The following is a 13,357-nucleotide window of genomic DNA, read 5'->3' as shown; positions in this document are numbered from 1 at the left end:
TCAGGCCAGCGTTGCGGCAATCGCCCGGGCGTCGGCGCGGGGGAGGGGGACGTAGCGGCTGTTCATCAGGGCGGAAAGCTGGGCGAGGGCCGGTTGCGGGCGGTTGGCGACATCCAGCGTGACGGCGGCGATGCCGGCGGCGCGGATGGCTGTCGCGATCTGCTCGGCATCGGCTTGCGCCTGGGCGCGGTCGGGCTGGCCCGAAAGCGCGATGTTGGCGCGGCCGTCGGTGAGGAGGGCGAGGCTGGGGGTCATGCCTTGGCGCCTTGCGCGAAGGGCGGTGTCGAGGGCCGTGGCGAGGCCCGAGGCGAGGGGGGTGCCGCCGCCGCCGGGCAGGCCACGCAGGCGGGCCTTGGTCGTGGTCAGGCTGCGGGTGGGGGGGAGGATCAGTTCCGCTACGGTGCCGCGCATGACGATGAGCGCGACGTGGTCGCGGCGGCTGTAGGCCTGGGCAAGCATGAGTTCGACAGCGCCTTTGGCTTCACCGAGGCGGGCCATGGCCGAGGAGCCGGAGGCGTCGACGATGAAGATCAGGACGCGGTCGGAGACCTCTTTGAAGCGCTTCAGGCGGAAGTCGGAGCGGTGGACGATCAGCGCGCGGTTCTGGGTGTCGCTGCGTTTGCGCAGGACCTGCCAGGGGGCGGCTTGTCGGAGGGTGGCGACGAGGTCGATGCGCGAGCGGCCATCGGGGCGGCCGGGGCGCGAGGGAAGGGGGCGACCCCTCCGGTTGCCTGCTTTCGATGACCCGGTGCCTGACGCACCCCGCGCGGCGCGGTTGGCGCGGTCGGACTGGAGTTTCGCCAGGATGTCGGGGGGGAGGGCGGCCTGCGCGGCCTCGATCAACAGGTCGGCGAGGGACTGGAGGTCCTGTTCCTCGGGTTGCCCGTCCGGGGTGTCGGGTTGGTCTGGCGGAGGCGGCTCGGGCGGCTGGTCGGGCTGGGCTTCCGTTTCAGGCAGGGCGCGGTGAGCAAGGCCGAGGGAGGCGGCTGCGATCAGGTCGTCTTCGGTCACGGTGAGGCGGGCGTCCAGCGCGGCGATGGCGCGGGCGGCGCGGCGGGTGGTGAGGAGGGCTCGGGTGGAGGCAATGCCAAGGCGGGCGGCGAGGGTGGCGAGGGCCTGGGTCAAATCGTCGGGCAGGGTGACGAGGGGGTAGAGGGCGCGGGCCTTGGCGAGGGTGCGGCGGCCGATGGGCTTGGGGAGGATGCGGGGGCTGCGTTCGCCTTCGAGGCTGAGAAAGAGGCCGAGGCGGTCGGTGAGGGCGGAGGGGAGGCCCTCGCCATCCTCGGCGGCTTCGTCGAGGGCGATGAGGGCGTGGTGGCCGCGGTCCAGCGCCTGCGCGAGGCGGGCGGTGAGGGATGCGGGGGCGGTTTCCGCCATCGGCAGGATGAGAAGCGCTGGGTCGGACAGGAGGCCCGGGCGCTGGACAGGGCGGCCTACGGCGAGGGTGGCGACGGGGTCGGGGCCTCCCAAGAGGGCGAGGTCGTCTATGCTGACGGAAAGGCGGCGCTGGGGACGATCGAAGGGGGTTTGCGACAGGGCCGTGGTGGCGATGTCACGCACCGGACCGGCGCGGGAGCGCAGCCAGAGGCCGCCGAGGCCGACCGGATCGACGGCAAGGATGCGCAAGCTCAGGGACAGGCGCGCCCAGGTCATCAGGCGAGCGTCTCAGAGACGGCGCGGGCGACGCGGTCAGAGGCTCCGGCTTCGTCCAAGGGGTCGCGGCGGAGGCGGTGGCCGAGGGACATGGCGGCAATGCGGCGCAGGTGGTCGCGGGTGACTTGCGCTGCGGCTTCGCTGGCGGCAAGGGCGCGGGCGGCGCGGAGGAGGGTCAGTTCGCCCCGGACGCCGTCGGAGCCAAGCGCGATGCAAAGGGCGGCGCAGTCTTCGAGGACCGGGCGGGGGGTCTGGACCTTGGGCAGGGCGGCGCGGGCGGCAAGGATCGTGGCGCGGAGGTCGGCCTCGGCGGGGCCGTAGCTCGCGGCAAAGGCGAAGGGGTCGGATTCGTAAGCCTCACGCCGCAGCACCACTTCAACGCGGGTGGCGATGTCGCGGGGGGAGCGGACCTCGACGGACAGGCCGAAGCGGTCGAGGAGTTGGGGGCGAAGGTCGCCTTCCTCGGGGTTGCCGGAGCCGACGAGGACGAAGCGGGCGGCGTGGCGGATCGACAGGCCGTCGCGTTCGACGACATTCTCGCCCGACTGGGCCACGTCGAGGAGGAGGTCGACGATGTGGTCCTCCAAGAGGTTGACCTCGTCGATGTAGAGGTAGCCCCGGTTGGCGCGGGCGAGGAGGCCGGGCTCGAACGCCTTGACGCCCTGGGCGATGGCACGTTCGACATCCAGGGCGCCGGTCACGCGGTCCTCTGACACGCCCAGCGGCAGGTCGACGACGGGGGTGGGTTTTTCGACCACGGCGGGGTCGGTGATGCCGGCCCAGTCTGGGCAATGCGCAGGATCGGCGCTGTTGACCGGACAGGCCCGGACGGCCCGGATGGGCGGCAGGAGCGCGGCAAGGCCCCGGACGGCCGTCGATTTGCCAGTGCCCCGGTCGCCGAACACGAGGACTCCGCCGATCAGCGGGTCGATGGCGGTCAGGGTCATCGCAAGGCGCATATCGTCCTGGCCGACGATGGCGGTGAAGGGGAAGGGCGGCTTTGCCCCGGAGGCCGGTTGCGGCCGCGTGGTCTGGTTGCGGTGAAGCGCGGTCATGCGGCGTGCCTTTCTGTATCCCAGGCCCCGGCGAGGGGGTCGGCCCCGTTCCATTTCCCTTGTGTGCCAAGGACGTGGAAGCGGGCGTAAAGTTCTTCGGCGAACCAGCCGTTGTCGCGGGCGGCCTGCATGGCGGCGGCGTGGGGGCCCATGTGGCGGGCGAATTCGGCCATGCGGGCGGCGTCGGGCCAGATCGAGAAGGTGATCTGGTGAAGAAGCGGGACCTCGCCGATGCCGATCTTGAAGAGGACGTTCGGATCGGCACCGATGCGGGCCGAAATGTCGGGGACGCGCTTCCAGAAGGCCGGGGCGTGATGCGGTTTCACGGTGGCGCGGGTCAGGGCGGCGATCGGGCCGACGTGCGCATTCGGGTCGGTGGTGCCAGTCAGCGGGTTGACGCCGGCCCAGCTGCCTCGAGCAGAGAAGGGGGCAAGGAAGACGGTCCAGCTTTCGGCGGCATGGTCGCGCCAGCGGGTGATGATCGGGTGCGTTGCGATATGGTCTCGCGCGCTTGCCTCATCCGGCCAGACGGCGAAGATCGCCCAGACCGACCAGTTGGGCTTGGGCGTGAAACCCTCACCCGTGCCGGACCCGCACAGCTTGACAAAGCGCGCGCCGGACCAAAGCCGCCGCGGCCGCGCAAGGGCCATCTGCGCGATCACCCAAAGTCGGCTGGCCGGCGTCGCAAAGCGGAAGAGGCTAAGCGTGGCAACGGAAATGGTGTGATCCTCCGGCCCGTGACTCAGGGCATGTGTCAGGACAGGATTACACTTAATGCAGCCGCAGGGAAGTCAAATCGGCCTGTTTTGCGGCCTCAAAAAGCAAAGTTGTAAATCCAGGTGGACACTATACACTGGTCGAATGACACAAACTCCTCGGTCCGGGCAGGTCGACATGCTGCCCTCTGCACTGGATGGCCACGGGCGGGCCGTCGTGATTGGCGCGGGTCTGGGTGGCCTCGCCTCGGCCATGCGGTTGGGGGCGAAGGGCTGGCAGGTGACGGTGGTGGACCGGCTGGACCGGCCCGGCGGGCGGGGGTCGTCGATCACGCAAGGCGGGCACCGGTTCGATCTGGGGCCGACCATCGTGACGGTGCCGCAGGGCCTGCGCGACTTGTGGGGCGCTTGCGGGCGGGACTTTGACCGGGATGTGACGCTGGTGCCGATGGACCCGTTCTACAAGATCCTGTGGGAAGACGGATCGAGCTTCACCGCGCGTTCGGGCGATGCGGCGATGGAGGCCGAAGTGGCCCGCCTGTCACCGGGGGACCTTTCGGGGTTCCGCAAGTTCCTGAAGGACGCCGAGGCGCGCTACTGGTTCGGGTTCGAGGATCTGGGACGCCGGTCGATGCACAAGCTGGTGGACCTGGTGAAGGTGCTGCCGAAGTTCGCGATGATGCGGGCGGATCGGTCGGTCCATGCCCATGCGGCGCGGCGGGTGCGCGATCCCCGGCTGCGGTTCGCCCTGTCGTTCCATCCCCTGTTCATCGGCGGCGATCCGTTCCACGTGACCTCGATGTATGCGCTGGTCAGCCATCTGGAGCGGGCATTCGGCGTCCACTATGCGATGGGCGGGGTGCAGGCGATTGCCGAGGCGATGTCCCGCGTCGTGACGGACCAGGGCGGCCGGGTGGTGCAGGACGCCGAGGTCGACGAGATCCTGGTCGCCAGGGGCCGCGCCTCGGGTGTGCGATTGGCGGATGGGCGGGTGCTGGCGGCGGATGTCGTGGTGTCGAACGCCGATCCGGGGACGACCTATACGCGGCTGATGCGCAACCAGCCGGTGAAGCGGTGGACGGCGCCGAAGCTGCTGCGATCACGCTGGTCGATGAGCCTGTTCGTCTGGTACTTCGGGACCAAGGGGACCAAGGGGATGTGGCCCGAGGTCGGGCATCATTCCATCGTCGTCGGCCCGCGCTACCGCGAGCATATCCGCGAGATATTCCAGACCGGGAAGCTGTCCGAGGACATGAGCCTTTACGTCCACCGGCCATCGGTGACCGACCCGTCGGTCGCGCCCGAGGGGGACGACACCTTCTATGTCCTGTCGCCGGTGCCGCATCTGGGCCACAAGGACCCCGTGGACTGGAAGGCGATGGAGGAGACCTATCGCCTGAAGATGCTGAAAGTGCTGGAGGAACGCCTTTTGCCGGGGCTGACGGGCCGGGTGACGGAAAGCCTGGTCTTCACGCCGGACACGTTCCGCGACCGCTATCTGTCGCCGCATGGCGCGGGCTTTTCGCTGGAGCCGCGCATCCTGCAATCGGCCTGGTTCCGGCCGCACAACGTGTCCGAGGAACTGCCGGGCCTGTATCTGGCGGGCGCTGGGACGCATCCGGGCGCAGGCGTGCCGGGGGTGATCGGGACGGCCGAGGTGCTGGCGACGTTGGTGCCGGATGCGCCGGTCCGGGCGGCGGCCCCCTTGCGGATGGCGGCGGAATGATCGGCGCCGAGGATATGGCCGCCTGCCGGGCGATGATCCGCACCGGAAGCCTGTCGTTCCATGCTGCCTCGCGCCTGCTGCCCGCACGGGTGCGCGATCCGGCGCTGGCCTTGTATGCTTTCTGCCGGGTGGCCGACGATGACGTGGACGAGGTGCAGGACAAGGCCCGCGCGGTCTTGCGGCTGCGCGAACGACTGGACCTGATCTATGCGGGCAGGCCCGAGGCACGGCCATCGGACCGGGCCTTTGCGGCGGTGGTCGAGGACTTCGACATGCCCCGCGCGCTGCCGGATGCGCTGCTGGAAGGGCTGGCCTGGGACGCGGTGGGGCGGCGCTATGCAAGTCTTGCGGACCTGAACGCCTATAGTGCCAGGGTGGCGTCCAGCGTCGGCGTGATGATGTGCGTGCTGATGCGGGTGCGCGATCCCGATGCGCTGTCGCGGGCGGCGGACCTGGGCCTTGCGATGCAGCTGACCAACATTGCCCGAGACGTGGGCGAAGATGCCCGCGCCGGGCGGTTGTTCCTTCCCCTGGACTGGCTGGACGAGGCGGGGATCGACGTGGAGCGGTTCCTTGCGGACCCCCGACCCTCGGTCGCGCTGGCCCGGGTGGTGCGGCGGCTTCTTTCGGTGGCGGATGAGCTTTACCGGCGGGCGGGGGCGGGGATATCCTCGTTGCCGGCGGATTGTCGGCTGGGGATCGCGGCGGCGCGGCATATCTACAGCGCCATCGGGACCGAGGTGGCGCGGGCCGGGCATGACAGTGTGACGACGCGCGCGCGGACCAGCCGGGGGCAGAAGCTGGTGCTGATGGGCCGGGCGATGGGATCGGCGGCGCTGACCCAGGTGATGCCGCGCCCAGCACTGCTGCATGCCCGTGCGGAACCCGAGGTGGCCTTTCTGGTCGACGCCGCGGGCCAACGTTCGCCCAGGTCGCAACGGTCGGAGACATTGCTTGATATCCTGGCCCAACTGGAAGCACGCGACAGGCGCGGCGCGGCAGGCTAAGGAACCACGGCGCGAGTGCTGGCGTTTCCCGGCACAACCTTCAACGGATCGGCGTCATGGATATCTGGGTGTTTCTTGTCTTCCTTCTGGCCTGCGGCCCTTCGGCCGCCACGGGCGCGATGTTTTCGCCCGGCGCGTGGTACGAAAGCCTGGCGAAGCCCTCCTGGACGCCGCCGAACTGGCTGTTCCCGGTGGCCTGGACAACGCTTTACATCTGCATCGCTCTGGCAGGCGAGCGGGTGGCGCGGCAGGCGGGGGTGAACCCATCAGTGGGAATGGCGCTGGCGCTCTTTGCCCTGCAGATGGGGTTGAACGTCCTGTGGACTCCGGTCTTCTTCGGGCTGCGGCGGCTGCGGGGCGGGATGGTCGTGCTGGCGCTGCTGTGGCTGGGTGTGGCCGCGACGCTGGTCGCGTTCTGGCGGGTGGACTGGGTCGCGGGTCTGCTGTTCGTGCCGTATCTGACCTGGGTCACGATTGCCGGTGCGCTGAACTGGTCGGTGATGACCCTGAACCCGGATGTCGCGAAGAACCCCGACGCGGCGCGCGCCTAGGGCCAGCGGGCGCGGCGCGGGACCCGGACGGCAAGCATCGGTTTGATCAGTTGCGAGCGGAAGCGGGTGAGGTCCAGAGCCTCATGCATGCCGATGGTCGTCTCGCCGTCGATCTGGGTTTTGACCAGCGCGCGCGAGTAGAACGGCGCCTCTAGTAGCGACAGGTGCGGGCGTGGTCTCGTCCCCGGGTCGGCGCGGGTTTCGCGGCGGACGGCCCAGGGGTTTCGGGCAAAGCGGGTTCGGGGCGGGGCAGTGGTCTTGCGGACCTGGCCGTCGGGGGTGATCTCGACGGCAAGGTCGAAGTGCCTCCCGTCGCGCAGTTCCGCGTCATAGAAGCACATGGCTCGGTCTTTCAGCGGGTAGCGGCCCCAAGTCCAGAAGCTGAAATCCGTTTCCAGCGCGCGGGTGCCGAAGTTCGCGTCGAAATAGCCGTGGCCGCGCCAGCTGTGGCCTTGGGTCAGCTGAACCTCGATGTCGGCGATGGGCGCGAAGGGGCGCCAGAGATGGGCGCCGTCAGGGGTCAGGAGGACCTCGGTCTGCGTGACCGCGCGAGGGGTCAGGATGACGCGGCCCCGGACGGGAGTGACCATCGGCAGCGCGCCCCATTCATTGATGTCGATCACCAGTTCCTGCCCGGTCCAGGTGACCGAGGAGGGGCCGATGTCCAGCCGGTCGGGCGATTGCCTCAGCGCCTGCTGGCCCCGGTCGGTCATGGTGAAGCGACCGTTCAGGCCCGAGGTGACGACGTTCAGGCAGCAGTGGTTCTGCGGCTGACGCCTGCCGGACCATTTGTACCAGGGCGAGAAGACGGACCCGATGAAGGCGATCAGCGAGACGGCTTTCGTTCCGTCCTCAGAGATCCCGTCGACATACCACCAGGCATAGCCGTCCGGCCCGACGTCGAGGCTGAAGTCAGGTCGCTCAGCGCCTGTAAGGCGGCCTGCTTGCCGGAGATAAGCGCCATCGGCACCCCGGCCCCCGGATGAACTCCGCCCCCCGCCAGATAAAGACCCGGCAGGGTGGTCCGCGCCACCGGACGCTGAAACGCCGCCAGCGCCCCCTCGGGTGAGGCGCCGTAAATCCCACCCAGCGAGGCCGGGAACCGCGATGCGAGGTCCCGTGGCCGGGTCAGAGCCTCGGATCCCGGCGGGGGCGAGAAGGTCAGGCCCATCTGTTCCAGGGGCGGGAAGGTGCGGTCGTGACATGATCTGTCCTCGTCGGGATGGTCCGGGCGGTTGGCTGAGGTATTTGCCGGGCCGTTCATGATGATCTGGAATCGTTCAAGCGCGGGGATGGTTCCCAGTTCGCGGTTCTGGGCATTGAGATAGAGAGTGGGGCTTTCAGGCATCTGCCCTTCGCCGATGGGGCCGAATTCGGCGCCGGGATCGGCGGTGAAGAAGAGGTTGTGGTGGATCAGGTCCGCCGCGCGCGGGCCCTGGGGCGTGGCAGCGAAGGACCAGACCCAGGCGGAAAGGCTGGGCTTGCCGGGGGGCTTCAGGGCGGTCTGCGCGGCTTCGCCCAGGTGGCCGTCGGTCAGGGCGCGGGGGTCGCCGTTGAAGACGACGATGTCGGCGGGATGGTGGCCCCGGTCGGTCTCCACCTGGGCGATGCGACCGGACTGGCGGGTGATGCGCTGGGCGTTTGTGGCATAGTGGAAGCGCACGCCCAGAGTCTCGGCGGCACGGGCGAGGGCCTGGGCGAGGGCCTGGATGCCGTCCGCCACAGCCCAGACGCCCTGTGCCTCGGCCTGCCAGACGAGGGACAGAACGGCAGGGGTATGGGTGGGGCGGCCTCCGACGTAGGTGGCGTAGCGGCCGAACAGCTGGCGCAGGCGTGGGTCGCGGAAGAACTGGGTCAGCCAGCGATCCAGGGTCATGCCGGGAAGAAGCGCGGGCCAGAGGCCGGGTTGGCGAAGCGTGGTCTTCAGGATGGCGGGCAGGTCTGGCTTCGCGGCCTGCATCACCGGAGTTTCGAAGGCCAGGTAAAGCGCGCGGGTTCGGCTGTCGAACCGGGCGAAACCGTCTGCCTCGCGGTCCCCGGCGAAGGTGCGGATCGCCTCGATGGTCGCGTCGCGGTCCGCGAACAGGTCCAGCGGGCCAGAGCCGGGCCACCAGTGGCGCGCCAGGCGGGGAAGGCGCGTCAGGGAGGTTTCGGCCTCGGTCTTGGTGCCGGCCAGGGCGAAAAGCGCGTCGACTTCGGCTTTCAGGGTCAAGACGGTGGGACCCATTGCGGAGGGTCCGGCGTCCGTCGCGCGGGCGCGGGCCTTGCCGCCGGGGGCGTCCGCAGCCTCGACCACAGTGACCTGGCAGCCCCCGGCCGCCAACCGGATCGCGGCCGCAAGCCCGCCCATCCCCGCGCCGATCACGACCGCGCGGGGTCGGCCTGTGCTGTCGGAGGAGGGCATCGGCTTGGGCCTCGTGTCAGATGGGAATGACAGCATAGTGTAAATTCAAGTTTACACATGCCGGTTGCAATGCCAAACTGAATCGACGGGCCAATGCAGTTGGTCCCTGGGCAAAGGAGTCCCCCCGTGCCGTTTGCCGAACGTATCGAAAAGGCGCTTCACGACAGTCTTGCCGTCCTGAACCGCAAGGATGCACCGCCGAAGCTTTCCGCAGCGATCCCCTATGCCGTATTCCCCGGCGGCGCGAGAATCCGTCCGACGATCCTGCTTGCAGTGGCTGCGGCCTGTGGCGACGACCGGCCAGAGCTGTCGACGGCCGCCGCCGTGGCGCTGGAAATGATGCATTGCGCAAGCCTGGTGCATGACGACCTGCCCGCGTTCGACGACGCCGACCTGCGGCGCGGCAAGCCCACTCTGCACCGCGCGTTCAGCGAGCCGCTGGCGGTCCTGTCCGGCGACAGCCTGATCATCCTGGCCTTCGAGGTTCTGGCCAAGGCCGGTGCTGCGGCCCCCGACCGGGCGCTTGCGCTGACCTCCACCCTGGCACGCCACGCGGGCGCGCCCTTCGGGATCTGCGCGGGGCAGGCCTGGGAAAGCGAGTCGAAGGTTGATCTTCTGGCCTATCACCGCGCCAAGACGGCGGCGCTGTTCGTGGCGGCGACCCAGATGGGGGCCGTGGCGGCGGGACAGGAGGCCGAGCCCTGGGCCGACCTTGGCGACCGGATCGGCGCGGCCTTCCAGGTGGCGGATGATCTGAAGGATGCGCTGCTGACCTCGGACCAGACGGGCAAGCCTGCGGGGCAGGATGCCGCGCATCTGCGGCCCAATGCCGTGCAGTCGATGGGTGTCGAGGGGGCGATGGCCCATATGAAGGACATCCTGGGCGGCGCGATTGCGTCGATCCCGTCCTGTCCGGGCGAGGCGATGCTAGCAAATCTGGTGACGGCCTATGCCCGCAAGATGACCGTTCTGCCCGAGGCTGCAACGAGATGAACGCCGAACCGCGCCCGCCGTCCCCGCGGCCCGAGGCGCTGGGGTTACTGACCCGACTGGCGCTGTCACCGCGCTTTCACAAGCTGGCGGCGAAGGTTCCCGGCCTGCGCTGGAAGGCCCGTCGCGAGGGGGAGGCGCTGTTCGGCATCCTGTCTGGCTTCGTGCAAAGTCAGGCTCTGGTGGCGCTGGTCGAAGGGCGCGTGCTGCATTTTCTGGCTGCGGGTCCGATGACGACCGAGGACCTTTCCAGACGCTGCGCCATGCCGCCTGCGCCTTTGGCCGTCCTCTTGAAGGCGGGGGCCGCATTGAAGCTTATGTCCCAGGACCGCCAGGGGCGATGGCACCTTGCCCCGCGCGGCGCGGCCTTCCTGGCCGTGCCGGGGCTCGAGCCGATGGTGCGGCACCACCATGTGCTTTACGGCGACCTTGCCGATCCGCTTGCCTTCTTCCGCGGGCAGACCGAGACGCAGCTGGCGGGCTTCTGGCCTTATGTCTTCGGACCCCTGGCGCAAGAGGACGCAGGGCTTGCCGCGCGCTACAGTCGGCTGATGGCGGAAAGCCAGGTGCTGGTCGCCGAGGATACGATGCGTCTCGTCAACCTGACACATCGACAACATCTGCTGGACGTGGGCGGCGGCACCGGGACATTCCTGGCCGAAGTCGGCAAGGTGCATCCAGGGCTGACCCTGTCCCTATTCGACATGCCTGCCGTTCTGGCCGCTGTCCCCCCATCGCTCCGCGACCGGCTTCGGCTTTGCCCTGGCGATTTCCGGGCTGATCCCTTCCCGGTCGGAGCCGACACGATCAGCCTGATCCGGGTGCTTTATGACCACTCGGACGCCAGCGTCGTCGCATTGATCGCTAAGGTTTTCAATGCGTTGCCCGCTGGCGGAATGATCCTGATCTCGGAGCCGATGTCGGGTGGCGACCAACCGGACCCGGCCACCGACGTCTACTTCGCGATTTACACTCTTGCGATGCGGACCGGGCGCACACGGTCGGCCGCTGAAATCGCGGCGGTGCTGGCGGCGGCTGGGTTTCAGACCATCCGGGTCCGCCCCGGAGATCGTCCGTTCGTGACATCGGCCGTGACCGCCCTGAAGGCCTGATCGTGGCCGGACAAACCTTCTGCAATCGGCTACACAGAAATGTGTCCAATTAGTTTGACATCCTAAACTGTCAGGCTAGACTGACACTAAGCGCGGATACCGTGCCGAGTCAGGAAAGTCCCAAGCACGTGGATACCCATGCCGTCATCCTCTCTGGTCCCCAATCCCTGAAACTGGGCAGGGTCGGATTAAGGGCGCCCGCGAGCGGGGACGTGGTGGTCAAGGTGCATCATTCCGGGATTTCGACCGGCACCGAAAAGCTGTTCTGGCAGGGCACGATGCCGCCCTTTCCAGGAATGGGTTATCCGCTGATCCCCGGCTATGAAAGCTTTGGCGAAGTTCTGGAGACCTGTGGCGAAACCGGGCTGCGGGTCGGCGACCATGTCTTCGTCCCCGGCGCGAATTGCTTCGAGGATGGCGTGCGGGGCCTGTTCGGCGGGGCCTCGGCCGTGCTGGTAACGCCTGCGGCGCGCGTGGCCCGTTTGGATGCCGCGCATGGCGAAAAGGGTGCGCTGCTAGCTCTGGCAGCGACAGCCTATCATGCGCTGGCCGGTGGTCCGCTGCCCGACCTTATCATCGGACATGGAACGCTTGGTCGGCTTTTGGCCCGGATCACGCTGGCAATGGGTGGCCCGGCCCCAACGGTCTGGGAGATCGGCGCGATTCGTCGGTCCGGTGCCGAGGGGTATGAGGTCATCGCCCCTGAAGACGATTCGCGCCGCGACTATCGGGTGATCCTGGATGCCTCGGGCGCGGCCGGGCTGCTGGACACGCTGGTCCCGCGCCTGGCGAAGGGCGGCGAGGTCGTGCTTTGCGGCTTTTACACCGCCCCCATCAGCTTTGCCTTCCCGCCCGCCTTCATGAAGGAACTGCGGCTGCGGATTGCCTCGGAATGGCAGCCCGCCGACCTGGAGGCGACGCGTCGCCTGATGGACGAAGGCCGCCTGTCGCTGGACGGCCTGATCACGCATCGCGCCGCCGCTGCCGACGCAGGGGCTGCTTACGAACGGGCCTTCACCGACCCTGCCTGCCTGAAAATGATCCTCGATTGGAGTGCTGCTGCATGACCGAAGTTCCCAATCTGAAGGATTTCGACGCCCGACTGCGCGCTGAAGCCAGCGAAGAGCCTTCGCTGGAGGTCCCACATGATCCGCCGTCGAAAAAGACGCAGATCATCGCGATCTACGGCAAGGGAGGGATCGGCAAGTCGTTCACGCTGGCAAACCTGAGCCACATGATGGCCGAGATGGGCAAGCGCGTGCTGCTGATCGGCTGCGACCCGAAGTCGGACACGACCAGCCTGCTGTTCGGCGGCAAGGCCTGCCCGACGATCATCGAGACCTCGACCCGCAAGAAGCTGGCCGGTGAGGAAGTGAAGATCGGCGACGTCTGCTTCAAGCGCGGCGGGGTCTTCGCGATGGAACTGGGTGGCCCGGAGGTCGGTCGCGGTTGCGGCGGGCGCGGGATCATCCACGGGTTTGAGCTTTTGGAGAAGCTGGGGTTCCACGACTGGGACTTCGACTATGTGCTCTTGGACTTCCTGGGCGACGTGGTTTGCGGCGGCTTCGGCCTGCCGATTGCCCGCGACATGGCGCAGAAGGTGATCGTGGTCGGCTCGAACGACCTGCAGTCGCTTTATGTGGCGAACAACGTCTGCTCGGCGGTGGAATACTTCCGCAAGCTGGGTGGCAATGTCGGCGTCGCGGGCCTTGTCATCAACAAGGATGACGGCACAGGCGAGGCTGCGGCCTTTGCCAAGGCGGTCAACATTCCGGTTCTGGCCTCGATCCCAGCCGATGACGACCTGCGCCGGAAATCGGCGAATTATCAGATCGTTGGGACCAATGCGACGCAGTGGGGGGCGCTTTTCGAGGTCCTGGCCTGCGCCGTCGCCGATGCCCCGCCGCTGCGTCCGAAGCCCCTGACACAAGACGGGCTTCTGGGCCTGTTCGATGCCGAAACGACCGGGTCGAACTTCGTCCTTGATCCCGCGACGGACGCCGACATGCGCGGCTCCTTTGCCGCCGTGAAACCCAGCCTGGAAGTGGTCTACGACAATGTTTGACCTCGAAGCCCTTGCCCTCATCGAACAGGTGCTGAAGGCGCTGGCCGGGGGCGCCAAGTGAACGACCTGACCGCCACC

12 protein-coding genes are annotated in these 13,357 nt (G+C 68.2%); 7 read left to right on the top strand and 5 right to left on the bottom strand.

From position 1 onward, the window contains the following. From Q8M85_RS06635 to crtA, 3 genes are read right to left on the bottom strand one after another with little or no spacing between them, the layout of a single operon-like run. Entirely contained in the window at window positions 1-1,653 is a 1,653-nt protein-coding gene (locus Q8M85_RS06635) for a magnesium chelatase subunit D (protein WP_305541896.1), read from the bottom strand. After that, the gene (gene bchI, locus Q8M85_RS06630; protein ID WP_305541893.1) at window positions 1,653-2,708 is read right to left on the bottom strand and encodes a magnesium chelatase ATPase subunit I; all 1,056 of its coding nucleotides are present in this window, start codon (window positions 2,706-2,708) and stop codon (window positions 1,653-1,655) included. Before bchI ends, Q8M85_RS06635 begins: the two co-directional genes overlap by 1 nt. Beyond that, entirely contained in the window at window positions 2,705-3,427 is a 723-nt protein-coding gene (crtA, locus tag Q8M85_RS06625; RefSeq protein ID WP_371135219.1) for a spheroidene monooxygenase, read from the bottom strand. Before crtA ends, bchI begins: the two co-directional genes overlap by 4 nt. A 175-nt stretch (window positions 3,428-3,602) precedes the next feature. Between crtA and Q8M85_RS06620 the strand changes: the two genes are divergently transcribed. From Q8M85_RS06620 to Q8M85_RS06610, 3 genes are read left to right on the top strand one after another with little or no spacing between them, the layout of a single operon-like run. Continuing rightward, a complete protein-coding gene (locus Q8M85_RS06620; RefSeq protein WP_305541887.1) occupies window positions 3,603-5,150 on the top strand; it encodes a phytoene desaturase in 1,548 nt (515 codons plus the stop codon). After that, window positions 5,147-6,157, top strand: a complete 1,011-nt coding sequence (gene crtB / locus Q8M85_RS06615) for a 15-cis-phytoene synthase (protein WP_305541884.1) — start codon at window positions 5,147-5,149, stop codon at window positions 6,155-6,157. The genes Q8M85_RS06620 and crtB overlap by 4 nt, the downstream gene beginning before the upstream one ends. A 56-nt stretch (window positions 6,158-6,213) precedes the next feature. Then, window positions 6,214-6,708, top strand: a complete 495-nt coding sequence (locus Q8M85_RS06610) for a TspO/MBR family protein (protein WP_305541882.1) — start codon at window positions 6,214-6,216, stop codon at window positions 6,706-6,708. On the opposite strand, the gene crtC is transcribed toward Q8M85_RS06610, so the two are convergent. Further along, complete coding sequence (gene crtC / locus Q8M85_RS06605) at window positions 6,705-7,538, bottom strand: carotenoid 1,2-hydratase (protein ID WP_371135218.1); 834 nt, start codon at window positions 7,536-7,538, stop codon at window positions 6,705-6,707. The genes Q8M85_RS06610 and crtC overlap by 4 nt on opposite strands. Next, window positions 7,535-9,112: a 1-hydroxycarotenoid 3,4-desaturase CrtD gene (crtD, locus tag Q8M85_RS06600; RefSeq protein WP_305541879.1), complete on the bottom strand. Its 1,578-nt coding sequence runs from the start codon at window positions 9,110-9,112 to the stop codon at window positions 7,535-7,537. The genes crtC and crtD overlap by 4 nt, the downstream gene beginning before the upstream one ends. Before the next feature lie 126 nt (window positions 9,113-9,238). On the opposite strand from crtD, the gene Q8M85_RS06595 reads away from it, so the two are divergent. The 4 genes from Q8M85_RS06595 to Q8M85_RS06580 all read left to right on the top strand — a co-directional run bounded on the left by Q8M85_RS06595 (window position 9,239) and on the right by Q8M85_RS06580 (window position 13,279). Next, window positions 9,239-10,105, top strand: a complete 867-nt coding sequence (locus Q8M85_RS06595) for a polyprenyl synthetase family protein (protein WP_305541877.1) — start codon at window positions 9,239-9,241, stop codon at window positions 10,103-10,105. Beyond that, on the top strand, window positions 10,102-11,214 hold the full coding sequence (locus Q8M85_RS06590) for a methyltransferase (protein WP_305541876.1): 1,113 nt from the start codon (window positions 10,102-10,104) through the stop codon (window positions 11,212-11,214). Before Q8M85_RS06595 ends, Q8M85_RS06590 begins: the two co-directional genes overlap by 4 nt. Window positions 11,215-11,342: 128 nt before the next feature. Then, entirely contained in the window at window positions 11,343-12,281 is a 939-nt protein-coding gene (gene bchC, locus Q8M85_RS06585; protein ID WP_305541874.1) for a chlorophyll synthesis pathway protein BchC, read from the top strand. Further along, window positions 12,278-13,279, top strand: coding sequence for a chlorophyllide a reductase iron protein subunit X (locus tag Q8M85_RS06580; protein ID WP_305541872.1), 1,002 nt, complete (start codon window positions 12,278-12,280; stop codon window positions 13,277-13,279). The genes bchC and Q8M85_RS06580 overlap by 4 nt, the downstream gene beginning before the upstream one ends. The last annotated feature ends 78 nt before the right edge of the window (window positions 13,280-13,357 follow it).

Source organism: Tabrizicola sp., from assembly GCF_030694085.1.
GTDB lineage: Bacteria > Pseudomonadota > Alphaproteobacteria > Rhodobacterales > Rhodobacteraceae > Tabrizicola.
This window is presented reverse-complemented; position numbering and strand designations above follow the sequence as displayed.